Genomic DNA, 24,027 nt, shown 5'->3' with positions numbered 1-24,027 from the left:
ACAGTCTATATCGATGGAGGAAACCTGATGGTCAAAAAGATTCGCACCACCCACGTCGGCTCACTGCCGCGCACCCCGGAACTGCTGGAAGCCAACCTGCAGCGCGGGGAGCTGCCGGCCGCGGAGTTTCAGGGGATTTTGGAGGCTGCGGTGGCGGACGTCGTCAAGCGGCAGCTCGATCTCGGCCTCGATATCATTAACGAGGGCGAGTACGGCCATATCACCTCTGGCGCGGTGGATTATGGCGCGTGGTGGAATTATTCGTTTAGCCGCCTAGGCGGGCTGACGATGACGGATACCGACCGCTGGGAATCGGCCGAGGTGGTGCGCTCCAAGCCGGGTGAGCCGCGGCTGACGTCCTTTATTGATCGCCGCGACCGCGCGTTGTTCTCGGAGGCCTATAATGACCCGGATTCCGGCATCTTCACCGGCCGCGCCAAGGTGGCGAACCCAGAGTTCACCGGCCCTGTGACCTACATCGGCCAGGATGAGGTCGCGGCCGATGTGCGCCTGCTTGCCGACGCCCTCCCGGCCGGCACCCCCGGCTTCATCGCCGCCCTTTCGCCCGGCTCGGCAGCGCGCCTGACCAACCGCTACTACGACGATGAGCATGAGCTGCTTGCCGACGTCGGCCGCGCCATGCGTACCGAATACCAGGCCATCACCGACGCTGGGCTTACTGTGCAATTCGACGCGCCCGACTTGGCTGAGGCTTGGGACCAAATCAATCCCGAGCCGTCCGTGAAGGACTTCCGCGGTTTTATTCGCGAGCGCATCGACGTCCTCAATGATTCCATCGCCGGCCTGCCCAAGGAACAAACGCGCCTGCACATCTGCTGGGGCTCCTGGCACGGCCCGCACGTTACCGACGTGCCCTTTGCGGATATCATCGAGGAAATTCTGCGTGCCGAGGTCGGCGGATTCTCCTTCGAGGCCGCTTCGCCGCGCCACGCGCATGAGTGGCGCGTGTGGCAGGACCACGCGCTGCCCGAAGGCACTGTGATTTACCCGGGCGTGGTATCTCACTCCACCAACGCGGTAGAGCATCCGCGCCTCGTGGCCGATCGCATCATCCAATTCGCTGAGGTAGTCGGCCCCGAAAACGTCATCGCGTCGACCGATTGCGGCTTGGGCGGCCGCCTGCACCCCCAGATTGCCTGGGCGAAGTTGCAGTCCTTGGTCGAGGGCGCGGAGATTGCTACCCGCGAACTCTTCTAAAACACACAAAGCCGCTCCGGAGCTCCGGAGCGGCTAAATTATTCAGTGCTTAGAAGCGCACGCCCAGCTGCTTGAGGGCATTCTTCATCGGCTCCAGCACGGCCGGGTTCACCTTGGCAACCATGGTGAAGGCCTGCAGCAGCGCGGCAACGAGGCTGGCAGCCACGGTAACCCAGCTCATGACCTCGAGGAACTTCTCTGGGGAGGAAGAACCCCAGATAGGCAGGCGCTTGAGTGCCTCGATCTGCTGCGCCTCTGCCTCCTCGGCTACGCAGTCCGGTTCCTTTGGCATTCCGGAAGAGCCGTAGCCGTTGGCCAGGCCCTGCATGAGCTCCTGCGGAGTGCGGGCGGAAGATCCGAGCTCGCCGCTCTCGATCTTCTTGAGGTGCTCTGCCTTGGCGTTGTCGACCTCGGCCTGGCATTCAGCCGAGATCTGCTTCGGCTGCGCTTCAGCGGCAGAAGCGGTTGCTGGTGCAACGAGGCCCGCTGCCACGGCGGTGGCGGCGACGAGCGAAGTGCTGAGACGGTTGCGCATGGTTCTCCTTTAGAGTGAGAGGTATTAGCCTCAAATAATTTAGCAGCTAAATCCCAGAAGATCTATGGCAAAAGCTGGCGCACCTGTGCCGGCAACAGCGCATAGAACTCGTCGACGGTCTTCGGCAGGAAGCCCAGCGCCCCGCCAATCAGGGCGCCAAGACCTACCAAACCAGCCACGATGCCCACGCCGGCAGCGACGCTGCTGCCGCTGCTGCTGTTGCTGGATCCAGTGGAGCCCGCGGACGTGGAGGGGGAATCGGTGTCATCGGAGGCGTCGGCAAGCAGGTCCTTGACGGAGAACACGGTGGTGGTGCCGGAGACCTCGTTGCCGGCGATGAGGAGGGCGTCATTGATAGGGGAGTCGGCGGCGGGAACGAAGGCTAGGCCCTCTGGTCCGAGGTCGCCGGCCTTGGTGGTGGCAGCAACATCGTCCTCGTCGTAGCCAACGGAGAAATCGCGATTGTTGACGTAGGTGACAAACTTTGCCTCGGCGGGTGTGGTTACGTCGTAGACAAAGATGCCGCCCACGCGCTCTGCGCCGATGAAGGCGTAGGTGCGCTCGCCAACCTTGCCGATGGTCAAGGCTTCTGGCTCTGGTCCCTTGTTATCGGAGCGGTCATCGAAATCCGGATCCTCGTTATCGGCGTTGAAGTTCAGGCCGGGCATATCCTTGGTGATGTTCTCGAAGTCCGCGCCGGAGTCGAAGACGACGTTGCCCTCGGCGTCGTAGATGCTAAAGGAGCGCGAACCATAGGAATACAGGCCGTCGAAGCACTCTTTTTCTTCGTTCCAGCCAGAAGCGTTGGTGAGCTTGAGGTTGCCGGCGAACTTCTTATCCTCAATGCCCTCGGGAAGCTCGAGATCGTCGCAGACCTTGCCGTCCTTTACTAGGTCCTTGAGCTCTACTTCGTCGGTATAGCCTCCCCACTCGCGAGCATCGCCCTCGTTGGCGGTGGCGAAATAAGTCTGGCCCTCCGACTCGAAGGCGCCGATGGAGTCCGGCATGGACAGGCCCTTGACCGGAATGGTGCGCAGCTCCGCGGCGTCATCCTTATTGGACGGATCCAGCGGCACCTGGGAGTGGTCCGCGATATGGGCGGGGATTACCTTTTCCACGGTGGCGGACTCGATATCGATGACCGCGATGGCGTTGTTTTCCTGCAGCGTGGCGTAGGCCTTGCCGCCCGCGGAAGAAATGTATTCCGGTTCGAAGTCCCGCGAAGGCAGGTTATGGTGCTCGGAGGGGCCGAAGACACGGATCGAGGGGTCGAGGTCGGCGGTGTCAAAGGCGGTGAAGTCGGCCGTGTGGACGTCGCCAAGCGCGGGCGCTGCGACGTCCTCGGGCAGGCTGATGACAGAAATGGAGCCCTCTGGGTCCTTGAGGTAGGCGGTGCCCTCGGCATTGAGGGCGTCGGAAGGCTCGCCCTCGTTGGCAACCAGCGCGTGGCGGCCGTTGGCGGTGAGGTGCACGTTATCGGGCAGGGCGCCTACGCCTACGCGCCCAAGCTCCTCGCCGGTTTCGGCGTTGAAGAACAGCGCCTCGCCGTTGTCGGTTTTGTCCGCCTGCTGCACCGCGGCGACGGCCAGGCCATCAGGGCGCACGGCCACGGAGTTGATTTCCTTGTCCCCGCCGGCGGAGAGGGCGCCGATCTTGCGCGGCTTAGTGGGATCGGAGGCGTCCAGAATATCGACCTCGCCGGAGCGCGCATTGACGGTGAGGATGCGCTGGGACGCAGCGTGGTAGGCGACGATTTCGGCGGCGGATTTGCCCAGCACGCCGGATTCATGGGAACCGATGGGGGTCAGCTGCAGTGCCGCGTTGGGGGCGGAGTGTTCCAGCACGTTATCCACGATGTGGGCGTGGGCGGCCGGGGCACAGGCGAGGACGAGCGAGGAAGTAACGCAGAGAGAGATGCGCTTGAGCATAAGTATTCCTTTCTTGTGGTTATGTCCACTATTGCTGATGGAGGTAACGGTGCAACTAAAGGACAGTGAATTTCCAGTGAATGGGTAGACTGTCAAGACATGACTGATTCGACCATCCATGCATCCGATATCCAGCAGGCGCAGGCGCGGATTAGCTCGGAAATCGCCCCGACTCCGCTGCAGTACTGCGCCCGGCTGTCGGCCGAGACGGGCTGCGAGGTCTATCTCAAGCGGGAGGATCTGCAGGACGTGCGCTCCTATAAGATTCGCGGCGCGTTAAACGGTATGTCGAATGTTCCCCAGGAAGAGCGCGGCCGGGGAATTGTTACGGCCTCGGCCGGCAATCATGCGCAGGGCGTGGCCTATGCCTGCCGCACGATGGGCATTGCCGGCAAGATTTTCGTGCCGGAGCCCACGCCGATGCAAAAGCGCGACCGCATCCTGGTCCATGGCGGCGACCAGGTGGAGCTGGTGGTGGTCGGCGCCAACTTCGATGAGGCAGCCGCCGCGGCGCATGCCGACGCCGCCGAGCGCGACGCCACCTTCATCGAGCCCTTCGACGCCCGCGATACCATCACCGGACAAGGCACGGTCGCGGCGGAAGTTCTGGCGCAGCTTTCGGCCAAGGGCAAGTCGCTCGATACCATCGTCGTTCCTGTGGGTGGCGGCGGCCTGATTTCCGGCATCACCTCCTACGTGGCGGATATGGCGCCGCAGACCCGGGTGGTGGGCATGGAGCCGGAGGGGGCGGCGTCGCTAAGAGCGGCGTTTGACCACGGCGGCCCGGTGACGCTGGAGGAGGTCGACCCCTTCGTGGATGGCGCGGCCGTCAAGCGCCTTGGCGCGCTGCCCTATGAGATTTTGCAGGCCAATCGCGAGCGCCTGAGCTTCGATACCGTGTCCGAAGGCGCGGTGTGCACGGACCTGCTCAACCTGTATCAAAATGAGGGCATCATTGCGGAGCCGGCCGGTGCGCTGTCGGTGGCGGGCTTGCACCAATTGGACCTGGAGCCAGGCTCGACGGTGGTGTGCGTAATTTCCGGCGGCAATAACGATGTGCTGCGCTACGCCGAAATCATGGAGCGCTCCCTGGTCCACCGCGGCCTGAAGCATTATTTCCTGGTGAATTTCCCGCAGGAGCCGGGCCAGTTGCGCCATTTCTTGCACGAGATTTTGTGCCCGACCGATGACATCACGCTCTTTGAATATCTCAAGCGCAATAACCGCGAGACGGGTGCTGCGCTGGTGGGCCTGCAGCTTAGCCGCGCCGAGGATCTCGAGGGCCTGCTAGAGCGCATGGGAGAATCCAAGATTTCGGTGCAGTACCTCAAGCCCGACACCCCCGAGTACGAATTCCTCGTGGCCTAATGCAGGATTCTTATCGTCGCCCAGTGGGCCAGGTTGAACACGAAATTGAGATTAAGCGCTCCCGGTTCATTACCTTGATCGGCCGCGTCACTAATGAGGAAGAAGCCCGCGCGTTTATCGACGCCGCCCGCAGCCGCTTTCCCGACGCCCGCCACCATTGCTCCGCCTACGTCTACCACGTTGATGGTGCGAACCCGGTGGAGCGCTCTTCCGATGACGGCGAGCCCTCCGGTACGGCCGGAAAGCCGATGCTGGACGTGGTGAAGGGCTCCGGCATGCTCGATGTGTGCGCGGTGGTCGTGCGCTACTTTGGCGGCATCAAGTTGGGGGCCGGCGGGCTGGTGCATGCCTATGGTGGTGCGGTCAGCGAGGCCATGGAGAAGGTGCGCGCGGTAACCAGGGCGCGCCGGGAGCTTTATGCGGTGGAGTGCCCGCATGCGACGGCTGGGCGCGTGGAAGCGGATCTGCGTGGGCGCGGCTATGAGATAACCGATACCGCCTATGCGGCCGCGGTGACTTTTACGCTGGCCGTGCGCCCGGGTGGGCTGGACGAGCTGGAAGCTACGCTGGCGGCGATCTCGCAGGGCCAGCTCGAAGCGGCAGAGGCGGGCAGCGCGTGGGTTGAGGTAGGATCCTGACCATGAGTATGCAGCAGCGACCGAATAACCCCATTGCGCAGCGCAAGCAGCAGGTGCGCAAGCACTCCCGCAACGCCGTCGTATGCGTCGCCGGCGGCCTCGGTGTGGGCGTAGTGCTCGGCGTGCTTTCGGCTAACTTCTGGGCCTGGATGCTAATTGGTGCCATCGTCGCCGTTGCAGGTGGCGGCTATAACTGGCTGAAGATCCAGAAAATCGTCAACGAGAACCACAACCAGTACTAGATGCCGGCACCGCAACCTAGCGGCCGCCCCGTCAGGATCGATGCCTGGGTGTGGGCCGTTCGCATGTTTAAAACCCGGTCCGCGGCCGCGACCGCCGTGCGCGCCGGGCACGTGAAGATAAACGGCGAGGCCGTCAAGCCTTCCCAACAGGTGGTGCCTGGCGACCGCGTGCGCGTATGGCGCAACCACCATGAGCATGACCTCGAGGTTTTAGCGACCGTCGCAAAGCGCGTCGGCGCGCCCGTCGCGCGCACCTGCTACACGGACCATGCGCCACCGCCGCCGCCCAAGGAGTTTCTGCCGTCGGTTCCCGTGCGCCCGCGCGGTGCCGGCCGGCCGACGAAGAAGGAACGCCGCGACATGGAGAAATTCCGCGGCGGTTTCCGGTAAGTTACCGAAACATACTGCGCGGCTAGTGGGCGGCGCGTAGGGCTTTCAGGCGCGCAGTAAGCCGCCGCTTGCGGCCCGGGCGGTCGCCGGATTCGGCGGTGGCCTCGATGTGTTGCTTGCCAAACTTGTTGAGCAGGAGGTCGTCGATAAGCCGCACCTGGCCGGGGCGGAAGCGGTAGCGCATGGCGTCGTGGACGTGGGCAATAGCGGTGTCATCCAGCAGCTGCTCAAGCTGGCCCAAGTGGCGCACGCCGTTTTGCTCGAGGAGCTCCGCCAAGAAGCGGTAGTGCTCCGAGCGCGAGAGCGGGAAGCGATTGCCCAAGATGATGGCGAGCACGCCCGGCAGGGTCTCGGCGGTAAGTTCCACGTCCTTGTCGGTTTCTGTATCGGGGGCCTTGAGGGCGGCGATCTCATCGAATTGCTGGTCGGCGAGCTCGATAAGGCCGGCGGCCAAGGTAAAGAGGCGATCTACCTCCGGCGAGGGCGGGTTCGGTCCCTGCTTATAGCGGATATCGTGCTCAAATTCCGCCCATGCGTGCTGCAGGACGGTGCGAATCTGCACCTCAAAAGTCCATCCCACGTAGGCGGCGAGCTCTTCCATCGCAGCCGCGCTATCTTCGGTCACGGTAAGCACCAGGTGGTGGGAGCCGTAGCCAAAGCCGCCAGAGATGCGAGTTTCGGCCGCCTTGTCTACGGAGCGCTCCACGTGGAAAGACTCCCCAAAGACGTTGAGCGCTTGCGGGATGGCGGTGGAGTGATACAACGTCACGCGCACGCCCATCACATCGTGGATCTCCTGCCAGGGCTGGGGATAGACAAAATCGCCGTTCTCGCGGCGCTTTTTGGCCTTCGCCTTCAGCGAGGGCCAGGTCTTTACGCGGGTAGAGACGCGGTCAAAGATGATGCCGGCGTCATTGAGGAGGTCCTCGATGGCGGTGCGGAAGTCCACCGCGGCGGTGGGGTGGCTGCGCGCCCAGTCGTGGTACTGGTTGCTCAGCCGCGACATCCTACTTTCCGGCATAGTGCTCCTTTCATAACTCCCGCGGGAATCCGTTAGACCATACTAGCGGGCGTGGGTGGAGCACGGTGCGATGGCGGGGTACGCGCGCGACGGCATCGGCGGCCAGCTGGCGGGCATAGGTGTCCGGCAGGTGGGCAAAGGCAAAGAGCGTGGCGGAGTCCGGCACGAGGTATGTCAGGGAGTGCGATCGCAGGAGGCGGCGCATGTGCTTGTCCAGCACGGTAAAGGTCTCCGGGTGGGCAATCCAGGAGGAAATCGGTGCGCCGTGGGAGCGGACTTGCAAGCCACCGAAACGAGCGGCGGAAGGAAGCTCGCAGGCGGCAGGCCGGGTCCAAAAACGCAACCCTTGCGAATCGAGGGCGGCGCGCTGCAGATTATGCGAGGCGTGGTTCCATGCGCGGCGCGCGGAGATATCCATGTCCGCGAGGCCGCGGTGGCTGAGCCGGCGAAAGGTCTGCTTGCCGGGAAAGACTAGCGCCATGGACAGGCTCGGGGAGAGCTGGATGGTGGCGAGGGAGTCGCAAAAGCCGTCGTCGGAAAGCCGCTGTTCTTTCAGCCAGGAACGAGCAAAGAGCGCAGGCAGCAGGTTTGCGGTGGTGGGACGAGGCGGGCGCAGGGCGACGGTCACGGCGGGTTCTCCAGTGGCGGTAGGGTGCGGTCGCCTTTATTGGACTGGAGAAACCGCCGTTTGGTTCCCCGGGTGGGCCTAGAAGGGTGGCTCGGCGTCGAGCTGCAGCTCAGCAAAGAGCTTATCGGCCGGCCAAATGTCGATCTCTTGGCCCTTGGCCTGCAGCTCCTCCGCGCGCTTTTCCTTGGAGGTCTTCTTGGCCCATTCGCCCACGATGAGCAGGGTGGACTTTTTGGTGACGTTCTTTGCCACTTGGCCACCGCGCTCGGCGATGCCCTGCCACAGCACGCCCTTGTCATAGGGCTCGAAATCGCCGGTGAGGGTGACATGCTGGCCGTAGAGTGCGCCCTCCGGGTCGGCGTCGGGGTTGGGCTCCGGGATTGTGTCCGGGGTGGCGACGGACTGCCACGGGGCGGGCCCGTTGGATTTTTTCTTGGTGGAGCCGGCCGCACGGGTCTGGTCGCGGAAGTCGGTGCCAGCGCCGAGGTCCGCACCGGAGGTGGGGGCCGTGTGGGCGCGCAGGACGGGCAGGATGGCCTCGGAGTCGAGGCGGCCCAAGGTGAATTCACGGGCGGTGAATAGATCGCGGATGCTGCCGGTGTGTCCGAAGCGCTCGGCCAAACGGGCGATGATTTCGCCGGCCGCACGAGCATCCTCGGTGGCGTCGTGGTGGCTGAAGTCCGGCGCAGACAGGTGGGCGGCGACGGTAGGCAGCTTGTGGTTGCGCACCGAAATCACCTTGGCCTTGGAAGCGTCGCGGGACAGTGCGAGAGAGCAGGCCAGCGGCACGGTGGGCACCTCGGCACCGGCGGTAAGTAGGGCGGAGCGCAGCGCGGTGGAATCGAACTGGGCGTTGTGGGCGACAAGCACGTCGCCGCCGAGGAAATCGAAGAGCTCCTTGGAGACCTCCACAAAAGCCGGCGCTCCTTTCACATCGTCCGCGGTAATGCCGTGGATGGAGACGTTGATATCGGCAAAGTGCTCTATGCCTGGTGGAGGGGTGCACAGCCAGGACCGGGAGTCGGTCTCCTGGCCTTCGCGGAAGCGTACCGCACCGATTTGGCAGATCGAGCCCCAGTTGTCATTAGCCGTTTCCACGTCCACGGCGGTGAAATCGAGGCCGGGGATGGTGGCGGCGGAGGAGGGCGCTTCGCCGCGCTGTGCGGCGGAAATGGCGCGGGCGACTGCCTGCGGGTCTTGGTGCGGGGCGAAGGCGATAGTGCCGGCGGCGCCCAAGTCCAGGGCGCCGAAGCCGGTGGCGGTCGGTTCACTCACGCGCACGGTGTCGATGGACTCAAGCGGGATATCCTGCGTGGCGGGGGCGCCGAGGCTGGTAGCCAGCAGGGTGCGGTGGAGCACGAGTTTATCCGCTGTGACATCGATGAGTACGCCGTGCGCGGGAAATGACACGAGGGGCCTTTCTCTAGGAATCGAAGATGGGCGGTTCAATCTGACGCAGAATCAGCGTTGAACGCGGCTGCACCGTGATCGTACCCTCTGCCTCAATGAGGGTTTCCTCCGCGGGGTAGCCGCCGGAATCGGCGGTATCGACCATTAGCCGCCACGTAGCGCCGAGATCCTTGGTGGGCAGGGTGAACTCGATTTCGCCGTCGTGGGAGTTGAAAATCATGATGAAGGAATCATCGGTGATGCGCTCGCCGCGGGCGGTCGTTTCCGTAATCGCATTGCCATTGAGGTAGACCATGAGGGCGCGGCCGAAGTCGTGGTCCCAGTCGTCTTGGGTCATCAGGCGGCCCGAAGGAACCAGCCAGGCGATATCGCGTTCCTTGACGTCCGCGCCGAGTGGGCCGCCGGCGAGGAAACGCTTGCGGCGGAAGACGGGGTGGTGGTTGCGGATGGCCAGGACGCGCTTGGTAAAGCCCAGCATCGCGGCGGATTTTTCTTCCTTCAGCATGGACCAGTCCATCCATGACAGCTCGTTGTCCTGGCAGTAGACGTTATTATTTCCATCCTGCGTGCGGCCGAATTCATCGCCATGCGAGAGCATAGGAGTGCCCTGGGAAAGCAGGAGAGTGGTCAGGAAGTTGCGGGCCTGACGGCGGCGCAGCTTGCGGATATCGTCGTTATCGGTGGGGCCTTCCTCGCCACAGTTCCAGGAGCGGTTGAAAGATTCGCCGTCGCGGTTGTCCTCGCCATTGGCCTCGTTGTGCTTGTCGTTATAGGACACAAGATCGCGCAAGGTAAACCCATCGTGAGCGGTGATGAAGTTGATGGAGGCGGTGGGGCGGCGGTCATTATCGGCATAGAGGTCCGAAGAGCCGGTCAGGCGGGAGGCGAATTCACCTAGGGTAGCGGGCTCGCCGCGCCAGAAATCGCGCACGGTATCGCGGTACTTGCCGTTCCATTCGCTCCAAATCGGCGGGAAGTTGCCCACCTGGTAGCCATCGTGGCCAATGTCCCACGGCTCGGCGATGAGCTTAACCTGGCTGACAATGGGGTCTTGCTGGACTAGGTCGAAGAAGGTAGCGAGCTTATCGACGTCGTCAAGCTCCCGCGCCAAGGTCGCAGCCAAGTCGAAGCGGAAGCCATCGACGCGCATCTCCGTAACCCAGTAGCGCAGCGAATCCATAATCAGCTGCAGCGAGTGCGGGTGGCGGACATTGAGGGAATTGCCGGTGCCGGTGTAATCCATGTAATGGGCCTCATCGCCCTCGACGAGGCGATAGTAGGCGCCATTGTCGATGCCGCGGAAAGCAATGGTCGGGCCCATGTGGTTGCCCTCGGCGGTGTGGTTATAAACCACGTCGAGGATGACCTCGATGCCGGCCTCGTGGAAGGCGCGAACCATGGTCTTGAATTCGGACACCACCTCGCCCGGCTTCTTGGCAAAGGCATAGTCATGGTGCGGGGCGAAAAAGCCGAAGGTGTTATAGCCCCAGTAGTTGCGCAGGCCCAGGTTGCGCAGGCGATCGTCCTGCAGGAATTGGTGGACGGGCATGAGCTCGACGGTGGTAACGCCAAGCTCTTTGAAGTAGTCAATGACGGCAGGGTGGGCCATGCCGGCATACGTGCCGCGGAGCTCTTCCGGCACGTCCGGATGAGTCATGGTCATGCCCTTGACGTGGGTTTCGTAGATGACCTTTTCGTTATCCGGAATATGCGGGCGGTGGTCGCTGCGCCAGTCAAAGAAGGGGTTAATCACCACCGACAACATGGTGTGGCCCAGCGAGTCTTCCTCGTTGCGGCCGGTGCCAGGTTCCTCGGCGTGGATGTCATAGGAGTAGAGGGAGGCATCGCCGTCGAATTCGCCGTCGAAGGCCCTAGCATAAGGGTCCACTAGGAGCTTGGAAGGGTCGCAGCGCAGGCCGTTTTCTGGTTCATAGGGGCCATAGACGCGGTAGCCATAGCGCTGGCCAGGGGTGACATTGGGGAGGTAAATATGCCACACATGGGCGGTGACCTCCGACATTTCGATGCGTTCCTCGTTGCCTTCTTTGTCGATGAGGCAGAGCTCGATTTTGTCTGCTACCTCGGAAAACAGGGCAAAGTTGGTGCCGGATCCATCAAAGGTGGATCCCAGTGGGGTGGGTTTGCCGGGCCAGATTTGGCGACCGTAGCTCTCGGTGGGCGTGGGGACTGCGTCCATGGCGGGAGTGTTCATGCCCACGAGCATAACCACATTTTAGTCCCCAGCGCCGTGCGCAAGTCCGGCGTTAATAATGCGTACGCCGCGTATGAGGTCTGCGCGATAATCTGCGGCCGGCGACTCACCGGTGGTTTCTGCAAGCTGGCGTTGGGACTGTTCCATCAAGGTGGCGCCGAGCACGAGGTGAATAGCAGACAGTGCGGCGGCGCGGTGGGCGCTGTCGGCGGCGGGCGTGCTGTGAGCGGCTGCAGCGGTGAAGGCCGCCAAGAGGTGATCCCAGGCAGGGGCCTGTGGGAGGGAGAGGCCGGCAATGACTACCTCGGCGCCGTCACGGCGGGCGAGCAGTAAATCACGAAGATTGAGGCTGATAGCCTCGAGCGACTCCCCAGAAACGGGGGAGATAGTCTCCTCCGCTAGGGCTGCAATGAGCGCCTGTTTATTGGCAATATGCCAGTAGAGCGCGCCGGGGGCGACACCGAGGGAGGAAGCAACGCGACGCATGGTGACGTCGCCAAGCCCGTAGGCATCAAGCAGGGAAAGAGCGGCGTCGATAATACTCTCGCGGTTTATGTGCACCTTGGCAATTGTACGGACTTGGCCGGGCGGGACGGTAGTTCACAGGTTCTTTTAACGGAGTCTCAATGTCATTTCCATTGTCGGGTTGTTAGTATTGCGAAGACAAATAAGAGGCCGCCCTTGGGGCGGCTTTACACTCGCAAGATTGATTCAGGAGCTTTCCCTTGTCCTTTTTGACCCCTGCAAAGAAGTCCCTCATCGCAGTTGCGCTGGTCACCCCGCTGGCGTTGGCTGCGTGTGGTTCGGATGACAATGACGACTCCAAGAAGGCTGCCGCCACCACGGCATCCAAGTCTTCTGAGGATAAGTCTGCAGATAAGTCCGAGGGCAAAGATGCCGATAAGTCCGAGGACAAGGACAAGGACAAGGACAAAGAAAAGGATCAGAATAAGGACGGCGAAAAGAAGGACGCCGCTGCGGGTGCAGAAGGCCAAGAAGGCGAGGACGGCGCTGCCGAGGGTCCGGATCAGCTGGCTAACCCGCTGAACAATGGGGAGGATCCTTTCGCTGGCGCGAAGGATATCAAGCCGATCGAAGGCGGCCAGGCCGCTAATGATGGCGATAAGCAGGCCATCGAGCAGCTGGTTCGCGGCCAGCACGAGATCGATAATGTGAAGGAATACTTCAACTACATGCCGCAGCACGCCTGCCAGGCAGTCCGCGATGAACAGTCCCAGGAGTTCGGCCAGTACCAGCAGTACGTCGATAGCCTGCCGAACCAGTCCTTTGCTGAGTACGCCAACACCATGCGCCAGCAGGGCGGTGGCAACCCCGAGGTAGAGAAGTTCGCTGGCCAGCTGGAGTCCATCCCGCAGTCGACCAAGCTGCAGTCCGTCAACGACGTTGTGGTCAATGGCGACGATGCTTCTGCAACCGTGAGCGTATCCAACTCTGAGGGCACCGAGACCTCCACGGTCCGCTTCCGCCGCGAGAATGGCAACTGGACCTTCTGTAACTAAGTTGTCTCTGTTTAATCATCGGTTACCCCGCACCCTAGGTTTCGGTGCGGGGTTACTCGCGTGTGCGCTCTTAGTCTATGGCGTGGCCGGTGCGCTGTGGGGGCTTTTCCGGCCGACGCTTACCGGCCATGAGGTGGATGACGGCGGTTATGCCATCGATGCGATAGGAAGCGCCCAGTTCATCGCCTTTATCACCTTTGCCCTCATTACCGGCCTGCTTGGTTTGTTCTTGGGGTTGGGCGCGTATCTGCGCCGGCAGGGGCGGGGCTTGTCGATGCTCCTGTGGGTCGGCGTATGTGCCCTTGCCGGGGCGGCGTCGTTTTATGTCTTTGGCGGGGTCACTGCCACGCATCCGCCAGAAAACCCAGGGGAAGTCGTTGAGTTCGCGCCAAATTTCTCCCCGGCCATCTCGTGGGCGGTCGCGCCCTTTATGGCGATGTTTGCCTATTGGTCCACGGCCTTTGTGAGTGCCGATGAAGATTGGTAATCCGCGCGTCTAGGGCCATTCGACGGGGGAGGCGCCGGTTACCTCGTGCGCGATGTCATCGATGCCGTGCAGAATGTGCTTGAGCCCGCGGCCGATGGCGCTAAATAGTTGCGGCCGGGTAAGTCCCGCGGCGGTAATGGTGGCGGCATCCATCCGCACCTGCAGGCCCTCGGAGGTGTGGTGGCAAAATGCCACGGCGCCGTGGTGGGCGCGATTCCAGTCATTGCAAATGAGGAATAGCCGGGTAAATTCCGCCTCGTCCAGGCTGGGGTCCCAATGCCCTTTGAGAATGAGGCTGGGCCCGTTGTCCAGTGCGAAGGCGAAAAGGACGTCATTGACCCAGGCGTAGATGGCGGTGGCGCCGTCGCTTTGGAAACGCTGGATGCCGATAAGTGGCAGGATCTCGGCCACGCTATCGAGGGTGAAGGGTTCTAAGGGGGCGTCGGCAAGCGGGGCAAGCTCCGGCGAGGCTTCGCGCACGAGGCCGGGGTGCGACTGAGCGAGCAGATCCATGAGTACCTCCGCGTTGCGCAGCGCCGGTAGGAGGAATGCTGCAAGCTGTTCGCGGCTGGGGGAGGTATCGGCCGGCAGGTAGCTATGGCCGGACACGCTCACGTAGTCGGGCTGGTCATAATCAACCACGACGGCCGGGGAGAGGCAATCGTGATTCCACTCGTTGGCCAAGTGCGCGAGCTCAGAGATCTCGCTGAGATCGACGCCGCCGCGGGGGCTGGTGTGCAGGTGGAGCACCGGTTCTTCCAGCTGGTCTACAAAAACGAAAGTGGAGCCACCGGCCGCATGCGGCACGAGTAGCTCGCCAGTGGGCAGGGTCCAGCAGGAAACATCATTATCGCGGGCGATGGTGCAGGCATGCGCGAGCAGAAGAGAGGGTTCAATCTCGCTCATCGCTGCCACCACCTTAAAGCTGTGTTGACACCGAGTCTATAGCCCAAACCGGCCCCCTCGCTGGCGTTTGGCCATTAGGATATTGGTTTAATAACAGAAATCCGATTGGCAAAAAGGGGATCCGGGAATGCTCCGCACCATCGATCTGCGTGGACAAGAGCTGCGCCCCGCCCAGCTGCGGCGAGTTTTGCCGCGCGGTGGCACCGACGTCGCCGCCGTGGTGGACAAGGTGGCGCCGATGGTTCATCGAGTACGTCACGAAGGCGCTGCGGCCGCCTTGGACTATGGCGAGCAATTCGATGGCGTGCGCCCAACCCACCTGCGGGTGCCCCAAGCGGAGTTGGAGAAGGCCGCTTCCGGTCTAGACCCGCAGGTGCGCCAAGCGATTGAGGCTTCCATCGAGAGGGTCCGCAAGGTTCACGCCGAGCAAAAGCCGGCCGCGCACACCACCGAGCTGGCACCAGGTGCCACGGTGACCGAGGTCTTTCGCCCCATCGAGCGCGTTGGGCTATACGTGCCGGGAGGCAAGGCGGTCTATCCGTCCTCGGTGATTATGAACGCCGTGCCAGCACAGGCGGCCGGCGCGGAAAGCTTAGTGGTAGCCTCGCCGCCACAAAAGGAATTCGGCGGTCTGCCGCACCCCACGGTGCTGGCCGTGTGCCAGATGCTCGGCGTAGATGAGGTCTGGGCGGTAGGAGGCGGCCAGGCCATCGCGCTGATGGCCTACGGAGATGATGACGCAGAACTAGCCCCAGTGGACATGATTACCGGCCCTGGAAATATCTTCGTCACCGCGGCCAAGCGGTTGGTGCGCGGCGTGGTGGGCACCGATGCTGAGGCCGGGCCGACCGAAATCGCCATTATCGCTGATGACACCGCCAACCCGGTGTATGTGGCCTATGACCTTATCTCCCAGGCCGAGCATGATCCGATGGCCGCGAGTGTGCTTATTACGGCATCGCCAAGCCTGGCTCAGCGCGTATGTGCGGAGGTTGAAGCGCGCTACGGCGCCACTGCTCATGCGCAGCGGGCGGCCGAAGCTCTAGGCGGCGAGCAATCCGGAATTGTGTTGGTCGATTCCCTGGACGCAGCGGTGGCGGTGGCCAATGCCTATGCCGCTGAGCACCTGGAAATCCACACCGCAGAGCTCGGCGCGGTGGCCGAGCGTATCAAGCACGCCGGTGCCATCTTTGTAGGGGACTTTGCTCCGGTGCCACTCGGAGACTACGCGGCCGGTTCCAATCACGTATTGCCCACCTCCGGTACGGCGCGCTTTTCTGCCGGGCTTTCTACCCATACCTTCATGCGGCCGGTCAACCTTATTGAGTATGACCGAGCTGCGTTGGAAGAGATTGCCCCGCACGTCATCGCTTTTGCGGAGGCCGAGGGGTTGCCCGCCCACGGCGAGGCTATCCGCGCCCGATTCGAGGAGAATTAAATGACGCACTTGAATGATCTTCCCCTGCGCGAGGAGCTGCGCGGCAAGTCCGCCTATGGGGCGCCGCAACTCCATGTGGCCTACCAGCTCAATACCAACGAAAATCCTTATCCTCCCTCGCAGGCGCTAGTGGATGACTTGGTGGCGGAGACTCGGCGCCTTGCCACCACGCTCAATCGCTATCCGGAGCGCGATGCGGTGGAGCTGCGCCAGGCCCTGGCGGCTTTTGTGTCTGAGCAAACTGGCGTGAGCGTGGGCTCTGAACAGGTATGGGCGGCGAATGGCTCGAATGAGATTTTGCAGCAGCTGCTGCAGGCATTCGGCGGTCCGGGCCGCAGTGTGCTCGGTTTCACCCCGTCCTACTCCATGCACCCTATCCTCGCGGACGGCACCCATACGCAGTTTGTGGAATGCCCGCGTGATGAGAATTTTCGCATTGATATGGACCGGGCGCTCGCAGCCGTGGCGCAGCACCAGCCGGATATCATCTTTGTGACGACGCCGAATAACCCCACCGGCGGGGTGACCAGCGTGGACGATATTGCCGCGCTTGCCGACGCCGCCCCAGGCATCCTCATCGTCGATGAAGCCTATGGCGAATTTTCTTCCTCGCCATCTGCGGTGACGCTGCTGGATAAATATCCTACGAAGCTGGTGGTCTCGCGCACCATGTCTAAGGCCTTCGATTTTGCCGGCGGCCGCCTCGGTTATTTCGTGGCGCACCCGGCCTTTGTGGAGGCCGTAATGCTGGTGCGCTTGCCGTACCACCTGTCCGTGCTTTCCCAAGCGGCGGCGACGGTGGCGCTGCGCCATAGCGCGGATACGCTCGCCACCGTGGAAAAGATCGCCGCCGAGCGCGAGCGGGTGGCCGCTCGCTTGCGCGAATTGGGCTATACCGTCCTGCCGAGCGAATCCAACTTCCTCTTCTTCGGGCGCTTTGCTGACCAACACCGCGTGTGGCAACAGTTCTTGGATAAGGAAGTGCTCATTCGCGATGTTGGCATCGCAGGCCACCTGCGGATGACGGTGGGACTGCCGGAAGAAAATTCGGCCTTTTTGGCTGTAGCCGAGGACCTTGCGGATACAGTAGTGGCTGATTCCCCGGCCGCAGGTGAAAGGAGCGAAGGATGAGCAACCGTGTAGGGCGCGCCCAGCGGGCGACGTCGGAATCGCAGATTTCTGTGGTCATCGACCTCGATGGCGCGGGGCGCAGCGATATTTCCACCGGACTGCCTTTCTTTGACCACATGCTCACGGCCTTTGCTACTCATGGCAGCTTTGATCTCACCGTGCAGGCTGAGGGCGATGTGGAGGTAGATGCCCACCACACTGTGGAAGATACCGCCATCGTGCTCGGCACCGCGCTGCGTGAGGCGGTGGGGGATAAGGCCGGCATCCGCCGTTTTGGCTCCCAACTTTTGCCCATGGATGAGGCCTTGGTAGAAGCGGTTGCGGATTTTTCTGGTCGCGCCTATTTCGTCATGAACGGCGAACCAGAGCACCTGCAGTGGCAGACCATCGGTGGGCATTACGCCACCGTGATAAACCGCCACTTCTTTGAAACGCTCGCCACCCACGCTGCGGTAACGCTCCACCTCAACGTGCGCTATGGGCGCGATCCGCACCACATTACGGAGGCGGAGTTTAAGGCCGTCGCGCGTGCGCTGCGTGGTGCGGTGGAAATCGACCCCCGCCAGACTGGAATTCCATCGACGAAGGGAGCACTCTAGAACGCATGCACTTTATGATCTTGGTCCTCTTCCTCGTAGCTGGCATGCTGGTGGGAGGCGCATGGTCTGCCTACCAACAGGGGTCGAAGGCAATGACAGTAGTAGCCTCTCTTTTGGCCGCAATCACCGTGGTAGCAGCAATCTCGTGGATGGTAGGAGCGTTTGGTAAATGAGCACAACCCAAGAAACTAATATCTGGAAGGTTCCGGGCTATACCGCGACCATGTTGGCTATCGCCGCGGCCTTCGGTGCGTGGTCCATCCTCCTTCCAGTGGTGCCGCTAGCGGTCATTGACTCTGGTGGCTCAGCGACCTTGGCGGGCTCATCCACCGGCATCTTCATGGCCTTTACCGTGCTGACCCAGATCATTTCCCCATGGCTCCTGCGCCGGTGGGGCTACCGCCGTGTGATGGCGCTGTCCGCTTTCACCCTGGGTGTACCTGCCTTTGGCCACCTACTGGGAACTGATGCCTGGGTAGTCCTGCTCTTTTCTGCTCTGCGCGGCGTGGGTTTTGGCGCGCTGACCGTTTCTGAGTCCGCGCTTATTGCGGAACTGGCGCCCGTACGTTTGCTGGGCAAGGCTACCGGCATGATTGGTGTCTTTACCGGCCTGGGCCAGATGGTCTTTTTGCCCCTAGGATTGATCATGGCGGAAAAGCTGGGATATGCCTCGACGTATATCACCGCCGGCATCATTGGCTTTGTGGGCTTTGGTCTGTGCCTGCGCATTCCCAAGATTAAGGTCACCCTTGCCTCCGATACCGAAGAGGAGCCGAACCTGATCCGCGTTCCTACGTGGAAGCTGGTGCTCGTTCCTGCGCTGGCGCTAACGACATTTTCAATGAGCTATGGCGCCGTGTCATCCTTCCTGCCGCCGGCGGTGCAAGAACTCGATGCCGAGCGCGGCGCTAGCTTGGCCGGCTTCATGCTGTCCATCGTGGGCGGCGCCGCCATGATTTTCCGCTACTTTGCCGGCATGGTGGCAGACCGCGTAGGCACCCCAGGCCGTCTGTATATCCCCAGTCAGATCATGGCCATCGTGGGTGTGCTCGCCATCGCTGTACCGCTGTACCTCGACGGTTCTGTGTGGTGGCTCGTGCTGGGTGCCTTTCTCTTCGGTGGTGCCTTTGGTATTGCGCAAAATGAGGCCCTGCTGTCGATGTTTGACCGCCTGCCGCGCGAGCGCGTCTCGGAAGCTTCGGCCATCTGGAATATTTTCTATGATGGCGGCACTGGCTTGGGCTCGACCCTCTTGGGCGCCTTGGTCGCCGGCTACGGCTATGCAGGGGCTTTTGGCGCCGGCGTGGTCATCCTCGTCGCCGGCGTTGTGATGACGCTGGCAGATTTTATCCTTGGGCGCACCCGCGTGAGCGAAACCAACGATATCCGGACGCGACTGCGTCGCATGCGTAAGGTATAGCCCATGGCAAAGACGGTCGCATTATTGGATTATGGCGCGGGCAATGTGCGCTCGGCCCAGCGCGCGCTGGAGCGAGTAGGCGCGGACGTTACCGTCACCGCAGACCCCAAGGAAGCGGTGGAAGCGGACGGTCTGCTTGTTCCCGGCGTGGGTGCCTTTGCTGCCTGCCTGCGCGGGCTACGGGCGGTGCAGGGCCCTCGAGTCATCGGCCAGCGCTTGGCAGGAGAGCGGCCGGTGTTGGGCATTTGCGTAGGCATGCAGGTGCTTTTCGACGCCGGAGTGGAACACAACATCAACTCCACCGGCTGCGGCGAGTGGCCCGGCACCGTGGAAAAGCTGCAGTCTGCGGTGCTGCCGCATATGGGGTGGAATACCGTTGAGGTACCCGTCGGCAGCGATATGTTTGCCGGACTGGCCGAAGACGAGCGGTTTTATTTCGTGCATTCCTATGGCGTTCGCCGGTGGGAATTGGAAACGGAGATTACCCGTCCGCCGCAGGTGAGCTGGGCCGAGCACGCGGGCGATAAGTTCGTCGCGGCGGTAGAAAACGGTGCCCTGTGGGCGACTCAATTCCACCCTGAGAAATCCGGGGACGCCGGTGCTCAGCTTTTGGAAAACTGGATGCGCACGCTCTAGGTAGGATGAAGGATATGACTTTTACGCTTTTGCCAGCAGTCGATGTATCTCAAGGCCGAGCCGTGCGCCTAGATAAAGGCGAAGCAGGCACCGAAACCTCGTATGGTTCCCCGCGCGATGCCGCGCAAAAGTGGCAGTCCCAAGGCGCGCACTGGCTGCACTTTGTGGATTTGGATGCGGCATTTGGCCGGGGCTCCAACCACGCAGAAATGGCGATGATTACCCGCGATCTGGGTGTAAATGTGGAGCTTAGCGGAGGCATCCGGGATGATGTCGCGGTGGAGCGCGCGCTGGCTACTGGTGCGCAGCGCATTAGTATTGGCACGGCTGCCCTAGAGCAGCCGGAATGGATCGAGGACATCCTGGCGCGCTACGGAGATAAGGTCGCCGTGGATCTCGCCGTGCGCGAAGATGGCGGCGAATGGCGTACCGCCGGCAATGGCTGGGTCTCCGATGGCGGCGATCTGTGGGAGGTACTCGAGCGCCTGGATGCAGCCGGATGCCAACGCTTTGTGGTAACAGACGTATCTAAAGACGGCACGCTCACCGGACCTAATATTGAGCTCCTGCGCGAGGTAGCGATGGCAACGGAGGCAAAGATCACCGCCTCTGGTGGCATCTCGAGCGTGGAAGACCTGCGCGAGCTCGCGCTTTATGTAAATGAGGGCATCGATTCCGCCATTATTGGCAAGGCCCTGTACGAGGGGAATTTCACCCTTGACGAAGCACTCGCCGCGGTGGCCGAGGTAGAGCCGCTGCCGGCGGAAGAAACCATTGACCCTTTCGACCCTGAGGACAACTAAGTCATGATGGAACCCCGCGAGTTGGTGGCCTTCGCGGAGGCGGCCGTAGACCAGATAGAACCCATTTTTCGCTCCGGCCTCGGAGCTGCGCCCGCCCGTTTTAAGGGGCAGGGAGATTTCGCCACCGAGGTAGACCTCGTCATCGAGCAACAGCTGCGCGATATCTTGACCCAGATGACCGGTATCCCGGTCTATGGAGAAGAATCGGGCGGCAGCGTGCTCGATACCGTGTGGGTGGTAGATCCGATCGATGGCACCGCAAACTACTCTGCCGGAAACCCCATGGCCGGCATCCTGGTGGCGCTCATTCATGAGGGTGCGCCTGTTGCCGCGGTATCTGACTTCCCGCTCTTGGGGCGTCGTTTGGTCACCTGCGATGGCGCCCCACTGCGCTCGGTAGGTGGGCCAACCACTGGCTTCGGCGGAGGGGACGAGGCGATGGGTTTTGATGAGGCGCGCGGTCACGTGGGGTGCTCTTCGCACCTGCCCACTGACATTTTCCACGAGCTGCGCGAGACCGGACTGCGCCCGCGAATGACCGGTTCTGTGGGGCTTGATAATGCCTTCGTCGCGCAGGGTGTGTTTGATGGGGCGATTAACTTCTCTCCGCACCCATGGGATAACGCCGCGGGAGCACTGCAGATTCAGGCCGCTGGTGGCGTTGTCACCGATCCGGAAGGAAATCCGTGGACTGCCCAGTCGCGCGGCATGGTGGCAGGTACCCCGCAGGTTCATGCCACCATCGTGGATATCTTGTCTCGTCATACCGGTACTTTTCACCGCTAAGACTAAATACCCGAAAAGGAGGCGGCCGCCATGGCTGTAGCCGTACGCGTGATCCCCTGCCTAGACGTGGACCAAGGCCGCGTGGTCAAGGGCATCAACTTTGACAACCTGCGCGATGCCGGCGACCCAGTGGAGCTGGCCGCGCGTTATGACGCCCTAGGAGCCGATGAACTTACCTTCTTGGATGTCTCTGCTTCTAAACAAGGCCGCTCCACCATGCTCGAGGTCGTGCGCCGCACTGCGGACCAGGTATTCATCCCCTTGACGGTGGGTGGTGGAGTTCGCAGCGTTGATGACGTCCGAGAATTATTGCGCGCCGGGGCAGATAAGGTCTCTATAAACACCGCGGCCATTAAGAATCCGGAACTCCTGCGCGAAATGGCCGAGATTTTCGGGGCCCAATGCATCGTGCTGTCCATTGATGCCCGCCGGTGCTACGAAGAGTATGCGCCATCCGGCTTTGAGGTCACCACGCACGGCGGTACGGAATCGGCCGGGATCGATGCCATCGAATGGGCACGCCGCGGCGAAGAACTCGGCGTAGGGGAAATCCTCCTCAACTCAATGGATGGCGATGGCACAAAAGAAGGATTTGACCTGGAATTGCTGCGCGCCGTGCGTGCAGCGGTGACCATTCCCGTTATCGCCTCTGGCGGCGCGGGAAACGCCGCGGATTTCCCACCGGCCGTTGCAGCCGGCGCCGATGCCGTCTTGGCAGCAAGCATTTTTCACTTCGGTGAGGTAGAAATCAGCGACGTGAAAGACGCCTTGGACGCTGCGGGCTACGAGGTGCGCCGTTGAGTACCCCAGGCGACTTTGAACTTAACGGGGGCATCGCCAAGCGGCTCAAGCGCAATGAGCAAGGCTTGGTGCCGGCCATTGCCCAGGCTGAGTCTGGTGAGGTGCTGATGATGGCCTGGATGGATGACCACGCTTTGGCCCATACCCTTGCCACCCGCAAGGCAACGTATTTTTCGCGCTCGCGCAATGAGTATTGGGTTAAGGGAGAGACTTCTGGAAATACCCAAGAGGTGCTGGGCGTTCGCCTTGACTGCGATGGAGATACTATTCTGCTGACGGTGCGGCAGCGTGGCGGCGCTTGCCATACCGGTGACCGCACGTGCTTTGACGCCACCGATCTCCTAGGAGGACAATCGTGAAGGCTAGACGCCTTGGACCACTACTTATTGCTGTAGGAGCCATCGTATTGTGGCTGTCCTCCCGTGCCACGTGGGTGGTAGCCGCCAGCGAGGACGATAAGGCCGGCTCCGCGGCCAATGACATCATCGGCTCGGCATGGTCGCTGGAGATCAAGGCCTTGACCCTCGTTCTGGTAGCCGGTGCCGTCGCGGGGATGGCGCTGCGGCGCGTTGGTAGGCGAGTGGTGGGCATCGTGTGCGCCCTCGCGGCCGCGGCCAGCGCATGGACACCGGTGAGCCTGCTGACTGCGGGCGCGGACACCGAGCGCGCGCAGAAGATCCTGCAGGGAGCTTCGGCCAATGAAAACGCCGTAGACTCTGCCCAGATTTCTGACTGGGCCACAGTCGTTTCCACCGAGGTGCATTCCTTGGGGCCAATCGTGGCTCTGATAGGTGCGGCAGCAGCCCTCTTCGGTGCAGTGATGCTTGCGCGCAATCCAGGCGCGGATAAGGCGAAGGTGTCGAGCAAATACGAAACCCCAGCGGCACGACAGGCAAAGCTGGAGGAGGATTTGGAAACCTCATCTGACTCTGGCCGTGTGATGTGGGACGCGCTTGATAGTGATATCGATCCCACTGATATGGACAAAAAATAGCCCCGTTTCCTGTGCAATTTCCGGAACGGCACGCGAGCAGGTTAACCTAAGTGTGATCTTAATCGCCCGTGGAGGGAGGTGCTGATGCCTACGCCCATTGCCGTTGACCACCTAGTTGCAGGAGTCTTGGAGGACGTCGCTGCGCGGGAAGCTCGCGTGTCTTTCAAAGATGTGAAAGCCCGCTCGCGTGACATGGAGCCTCCCCGGGATGCCCGCGCGGCGTTGCTGCGCACTGGCTGCTCGGTCATCACGGAGCTCAAGCGCGCCGTACCCTACGGTGGCGAAATCGCACATGTTGGTTCTGCGGAACAGATGGCGGAATGGGCCCGCACCTTTGAACACTGCGGCGTACATCTCATGGCATGCCAGACCGATTTCCGCCGCTTTCACGGTTCTTTAGAAGACATGGCAGCTGCGCGTGCTGCGATTGATATTCCCATGATGTCGCGCGATCTCATCGTGGACCCTTACCAAATTCATGAAGCCCGGTGCTTTGGGGCCGATGCTATTCCATTGCAGGTTGAACTCTTAGAGCAAGCTCGCCTGGAGGCACTTTTGGACCGGGTGGAATCGCTCGGTATGACCGCGATCGTAGAGGTACGCAACTGCGCCGAGGTTGACCGCGCAATCAAGGCAGGAAGTAGCGTCATTGCCATCAATGCGTGGTCGTTGGCTTCGGATGCCATTAACCGCGAGGCGTTTAACGATATCGCCCCGGGCTTACCCGAATCCATCCTCCGCATCGCAGTAGGCGGGGTAAACAACGCGCGCAACCTGTTTCACTATGCTTCACGCGGCGCCGATGCAGTGTTGGTGGGAGAATCAGTCATGGCTGCCCAGGATCCTACGGCGCTGGCGCGCTCTTTGGTGGCTGCCGGGCAGCATCCAGCGTGTCCCGCGCGCAAGATAGAATAAG

Annotated in this window: 27 protein-coding genes; 19 read left to right on the top strand and 8 right to left on the bottom strand. The window is 61.9% G+C overall.

Annotation, left to right across the window (positions count from 1 at the left end; translation table 11 throughout):
• Positions 1-27 precede the first annotated feature (27 nt).
• Positions 28-1,218 (top strand): cobalamin-independent methionine synthase II family protein, encoded by a 1,191-nt coding sequence (locus CORTU0001_RS08165; protein WP_005328845.1) that lies wholly within the window; start codon positions 28-30, stop codon positions 1,216-1,218.
• A 49-nt stretch (positions 1,219-1,267) separates the two neighbouring features.
• On the opposite strand, the gene CORTU0001_RS08160 is transcribed toward CORTU0001_RS08165, so the two are convergent.
• Positions 1,268-1,753, bottom strand: a complete 486-nt coding sequence (locus tag CORTU0001_RS08160) for a hypothetical protein (protein ID WP_005328838.1) — start codon at positions 1,751-1,753, stop codon at positions 1,268-1,270.
• A 62-nt stretch (positions 1,754-1,815) separates the two neighbouring features.
• Positions 1,816-3,681, bottom strand: coding sequence for a choice-of-anchor I family protein (locus tag CORTU0001_RS08155; protein ID WP_005328836.1), 1,866 nt, complete (start codon positions 3,679-3,681; stop codon positions 1,816-1,818).
• 99 nt (positions 3,682-3,780) lie between these two features.
• Between CORTU0001_RS08155 and ilvA the strand changes: the two genes are divergently transcribed.
• The 4 genes from ilvA to CORTU0001_RS08135 are packed head-to-tail and all read left to right on the top strand — an operon-like array spanning position 3,781 to position 6,319.
• The gene (gene ilvA / locus CORTU0001_RS08150; RefSeq protein WP_005328835.1) at positions 3,781-5,049 is read left to right on the top strand and encodes a threonine ammonia-lyase IlvA; all 1,269 of its coding nucleotides are present in this window, start codon (positions 3,781-3,783) and stop codon (positions 5,047-5,049) included.
• On the top strand, positions 5,049-5,687 hold the full coding sequence (locus CORTU0001_RS08145) for a YigZ family protein (RefSeq protein ID WP_005328833.1): 639 nt from the start codon (positions 5,049-5,051) through the stop codon (positions 5,685-5,687). The genes ilvA and CORTU0001_RS08145 overlap by 1 nt, the downstream gene beginning before the upstream one ends.
• Before the next feature lie 2 nt (positions 5,688-5,689).
• Complete coding sequence (locus tag CORTU0001_RS08140) at positions 5,690-5,929, top strand: hypothetical protein (protein ID WP_005328831.1); 240 nt, start codon at positions 5,690-5,692, stop codon at positions 5,927-5,929.
• On the top strand, positions 5,930-6,319 hold the full coding sequence (locus tag CORTU0001_RS08135; protein ID WP_005324575.1) for an RNA-binding S4 domain-containing protein: 390 nt from the start codon (positions 5,930-5,932) through the stop codon (positions 6,317-6,319).
• Between the two features lie 22 nt (positions 6,320-6,341).
• Here CORTU0001_RS08135 and CORTU0001_RS08130 read toward each other — a convergent pair whose 3' ends face one another.
• The 5 genes from CORTU0001_RS08130 to CORTU0001_RS08110 all read right to left on the bottom strand — a co-directional run bounded on the left by CORTU0001_RS08130 (position 6,342) and on the right by CORTU0001_RS08110 (position 12,151).
• Positions 6,342-7,340 (bottom strand): GTP pyrophosphokinase, encoded by a 999-nt coding sequence (locus CORTU0001_RS08130; protein ID WP_005328829.1) that lies wholly within the window; start codon positions 7,338-7,340, stop codon positions 6,342-6,344.
• A gap of 10 nt (positions 7,341-7,350) precedes the next feature.
• Positions 7,351-7,968: a hypothetical protein gene (locus CORTU0001_RS08125; protein ID WP_005328828.1), complete on the bottom strand. Its 618-nt coding sequence runs from the start codon at positions 7,966-7,968 to the stop codon at positions 7,351-7,353.
• Between the two features lie 78 nt (positions 7,969-8,046).
• Complete coding sequence (locus CORTU0001_RS08120) at positions 8,047-9,378, bottom strand: exonuclease domain-containing protein (protein WP_005328826.1); 1,332 nt, start codon at positions 9,376-9,378, stop codon at positions 8,047-8,049.
• A gap of 13 nt (positions 9,379-9,391) precedes the next feature.
• Positions 9,392-11,590 (bottom strand): glycogen debranching protein GlgX, encoded by a 2,199-nt coding sequence (gene glgX, locus CORTU0001_RS08115; RefSeq protein WP_244262105.1) that lies wholly within the window; start codon positions 11,588-11,590, stop codon positions 9,392-9,394.
• Between the two features lie 21 nt (positions 11,591-11,611).
• On the bottom strand, positions 11,612-12,151 hold the full coding sequence (locus tag CORTU0001_RS08110; RefSeq protein ID WP_005328823.1) for a TetR family transcriptional regulator: 540 nt from the start codon (positions 12,149-12,151) through the stop codon (positions 11,612-11,614).
• Positions 12,152-12,315: 164 nt separating this feature from the next.
• Here CORTU0001_RS08110 and CORTU0001_RS08105 point away from each other — a divergent pair, with 164 nt between their 5' ends.
• Entirely contained in the window at positions 12,316-13,110 is a 795-nt protein-coding gene (locus tag CORTU0001_RS08105) for a hypothetical protein (RefSeq protein ID WP_005328821.1), read from the top strand.
• An 82-nt stretch (positions 13,111-13,192) separates the two neighbouring features.
• Entirely contained in the window at positions 13,193-13,597 is a 405-nt protein-coding gene (locus tag CORTU0001_RS08100; RefSeq protein WP_005328820.1) for a hypothetical protein, read from the top strand.
• Between the two features lie 9 nt (positions 13,598-13,606).
• Here CORTU0001_RS08100 and CORTU0001_RS08095 read toward each other — a convergent pair whose 3' ends face one another.
• Entirely contained in the window at positions 13,607-14,503 is an 897-nt protein-coding gene (locus tag CORTU0001_RS08095; RefSeq protein ID WP_005324599.1) for a YbjN domain-containing protein, read from the bottom strand.
• 127 nt (positions 14,504-14,630) lie between these two features.
• On the opposite strand from CORTU0001_RS08095, the gene hisD reads away from it, so the two are divergent.
• From hisD to CORTU0001_RS08035, 12 genes are all read left to right on the top strand, one after another.
• Positions 14,631-15,941, top strand: a complete 1,311-nt coding sequence (gene hisD / locus CORTU0001_RS08090; protein WP_005328819.1) for a histidinol dehydrogenase — start codon at positions 14,631-14,633, stop codon at positions 15,939-15,941.
• Positions 15,942-17,072 carry a histidinol-phosphate transaminase gene (locus CORTU0001_RS08085; protein ID WP_005328818.1) on the top strand — a complete coding sequence of 377 codons (1,131 nt, stop codon included), beginning with the start codon at positions 15,942-15,944 and terminating at the stop codon, positions 17,070-17,072.
• Complete coding sequence (gene hisB, locus CORTU0001_RS08080; protein ID WP_005328817.1) at positions 17,069-17,671, top strand: imidazoleglycerol-phosphate dehydratase HisB; 603 nt, start codon at positions 17,069-17,071, stop codon at positions 17,669-17,671. Before CORTU0001_RS08085 ends, hisB begins: the two co-directional genes overlap by 4 nt.
• 5 nt (positions 17,672-17,676) lie before the next feature.
• Positions 17,677-17,844, top strand: a complete 168-nt coding sequence (locus CORTU0001_RS11820) for a hypothetical protein (RefSeq protein ID WP_005324605.1) — start codon at positions 17,677-17,679, stop codon at positions 17,842-17,844.
• On the top strand, positions 17,841-19,091 hold the full coding sequence (locus CORTU0001_RS08070) for an MFS transporter (RefSeq protein ID WP_005328816.1): 1,251 nt from the start codon (positions 17,841-17,843) through the stop codon (positions 19,089-19,091). Before CORTU0001_RS11820 ends, CORTU0001_RS08070 begins: the two co-directional genes overlap by 4 nt.
• Positions 19,092-19,094: 3 nt before the next feature.
• On the top strand, positions 19,095-19,727 hold the full coding sequence (gene hisH / locus CORTU0001_RS08065) for an imidazole glycerol phosphate synthase subunit HisH (protein ID WP_005328815.1): 633 nt from the start codon (positions 19,095-19,097) through the stop codon (positions 19,725-19,727).
• A 14-nt stretch (positions 19,728-19,741) separates the two neighbouring features.
• Positions 19,742-20,530, top strand: a complete 789-nt coding sequence (gene priA, locus CORTU0001_RS08060) for a bifunctional 1-(5-phosphoribosyl)-5-((5-phosphoribosylamino)methylideneamino)imidazole-4-carboxamide isomerase/phosphoribosylanthranilate isomerase PriA (protein WP_034668544.1) — start codon at positions 19,742-19,744, stop codon at positions 20,528-20,530.
• A 3-nt stretch (positions 20,531-20,533) separates the two neighbouring features.
• Positions 20,534-21,316 (top strand): inositol monophosphatase family protein, encoded by a 783-nt coding sequence (locus CORTU0001_RS08055; protein ID WP_005328813.1) that lies wholly within the window; start codon positions 20,534-20,536, stop codon positions 21,314-21,316.
• Between the two features lie 30 nt (positions 21,317-21,346).
• A complete protein-coding gene (gene hisF / locus CORTU0001_RS08050; RefSeq protein ID WP_005328811.1) occupies positions 21,347-22,117 on the top strand; it encodes an imidazole glycerol phosphate synthase subunit HisF in 771 nt (256 codons plus the stop codon).
• Positions 22,114-22,476 (top strand): phosphoribosyl-AMP cyclohydrolase, encoded by a 363-nt coding sequence (hisI, locus tag CORTU0001_RS08045; protein ID WP_005328810.1) that lies wholly within the window; start codon positions 22,114-22,116, stop codon positions 22,474-22,476. The genes hisF and hisI overlap by 4 nt, the downstream gene beginning before the upstream one ends.
• A complete protein-coding gene (locus tag CORTU0001_RS08040) occupies positions 22,473-23,111 on the top strand; it encodes a TIGR02234 family membrane protein (RefSeq protein ID WP_005328809.1) in 639 nt (212 codons plus the stop codon). Before hisI ends, CORTU0001_RS08040 begins: the two co-directional genes overlap by 4 nt.
• 84 nt (positions 23,112-23,195) lie before the next feature.
• Positions 23,196-24,026, top strand: a complete 831-nt coding sequence (locus CORTU0001_RS08035; RefSeq protein WP_005324614.1) for an indole-3-glycerol phosphate synthase TrpC — start codon at positions 23,196-23,198, stop codon at positions 24,024-24,026.
• The last annotated feature ends 1 nt before the right edge of the window (position 24,027 follow it).

The sequence above is a fragment of the Corynebacterium tuberculostearicum SK141 genome, from assembly GCF_000175635.1.
GTDB classification, from domain to species: Bacteria; Actinomycetota; Actinomycetes; order Mycobacteriales; family Mycobacteriaceae; genus Corynebacterium; species Corynebacterium tuberculostearicum_C.
The sequence above is the reverse complement of the archived record's forward strand: the minus strand, read 5'-3'. Positions and strand labels throughout refer to the sequence as shown.

What these genes read in the sequence shown, in the direction of transcription:
- CORTU0001_RS08165 (WP_005328845.1), top strand. Translation starts at nt 28, where the DNA reads ATGGTCAAAAAGATTCGCACCACCCACGTCGGCTCACTGCCGCGCACC.
- CORTU0001_RS08160 (WP_005328838.1), bottom strand. Translation starts at nt 1,753, where the DNA reads ATGCGCAACCGTCTCAGCACTTCGCTCGTCGCCGCCACCGCCGTGGCA.
- CORTU0001_RS08155 (WP_005328836.1), bottom strand. Translation starts at nt 3,681, where the DNA reads ATGCTCAAGCGCATCTCTCTCTGCGTTACTTCCTCGCTCGTCCTCGCC.
- ilvA (WP_005328835.1), top strand. Translation starts at nt 3,781, where the DNA reads ATGACTGATTCGACCATCCATGCATCCGATATCCAGCAGGCGCAGGCG.
- CORTU0001_RS08145 (WP_005328833.1), top strand. Translation starts at nt 5,049, where the DNA reads ATGCAGGATTCTTATCGTCGCCCAGTGGGCCAGGTTGAACACGAAATT.
- CORTU0001_RS08140 (WP_005328831.1), top strand. Translation starts at nt 5,690, where the DNA reads ATGAGTATGCAGCAGCGACCGAATAACCCCATTGCGCAGCGCAAGCAG.
- CORTU0001_RS08135 (WP_005324575.1), top strand. Translation starts at nt 5,930, where the DNA reads ATGCCGGCACCGCAACCTAGCGGCCGCCCCGTCAGGATCGATGCCTGG.
- CORTU0001_RS08130 (WP_005328829.1), bottom strand. Translation starts at nt 7,340, where the DNA reads ATGCCGGAAAGTAGGATGTCGCGGCTGAGCAACCAGTACCACGACTGG.
- glgX (WP_244262105.1), bottom strand. Translation starts at nt 11,590, where the DNA reads ATGAACACTCCCGCCATGGACGCAGTCCCCACGCCCACCGAGAGCTAC.
- CORTU0001_RS08095 (WP_005324599.1), bottom strand. Translation starts at nt 14,503, where the DNA reads ATGAGCGAGATTGAACCCTCTCTTCTGCTCGCGCATGCCTGCACCATC.
- hisD (WP_005328819.1), top strand. Translation starts at nt 14,631, where the DNA reads ATGCTCCGCACCATCGATCTGCGTGGACAAGAGCTGCGCCCCGCCCAG.
- CORTU0001_RS08085 (WP_005328818.1), top strand. Translation starts at nt 15,942, where the DNA reads ATGACGCACTTGAATGATCTTCCCCTGCGCGAGGAGCTGCGCGGCAAG.
- hisB (WP_005328817.1), top strand. Translation starts at nt 17,069, where the DNA reads ATGAGCAACCGTGTAGGGCGCGCCCAGCGGGCGACGTCGGAATCGCAG.
- CORTU0001_RS11820 (WP_005324605.1), top strand. Translation starts at nt 17,677, where the DNA reads ATGCACTTTATGATCTTGGTCCTCTTCCTCGTAGCTGGCATGCTGGTG.
- CORTU0001_RS08070 (WP_005328816.1), top strand. Translation starts at nt 17,841, where the DNA reads ATGAGCACAACCCAAGAAACTAATATCTGGAAGGTTCCGGGCTATACC.
- hisH (WP_005328815.1), top strand. Translation starts at nt 19,095, where the DNA reads ATGGCAAAGACGGTCGCATTATTGGATTATGGCGCGGGCAATGTGCGC.
- priA (WP_034668544.1), top strand. Translation starts at nt 19,742, where the DNA reads ATGACTTTTACGCTTTTGCCAGCAGTCGATGTATCTCAAGGCCGAGCC.
- CORTU0001_RS08055 (WP_005328813.1), top strand. Translation starts at nt 20,534, where the DNA reads ATGATGGAACCCCGCGAGTTGGTGGCCTTCGCGGAGGCGGCCGTAGAC.
- hisF (WP_005328811.1), top strand. Translation starts at nt 21,347, where the DNA reads ATGGCTGTAGCCGTACGCGTGATCCCCTGCCTAGACGTGGACCAAGGC.
- CORTU0001_RS08035 (WP_005324614.1), top strand. Translation starts at nt 23,196, where the DNA reads ATGCCTACGCCCATTGCCGTTGACCACCTAGTTGCAGGAGTCTTGGAG.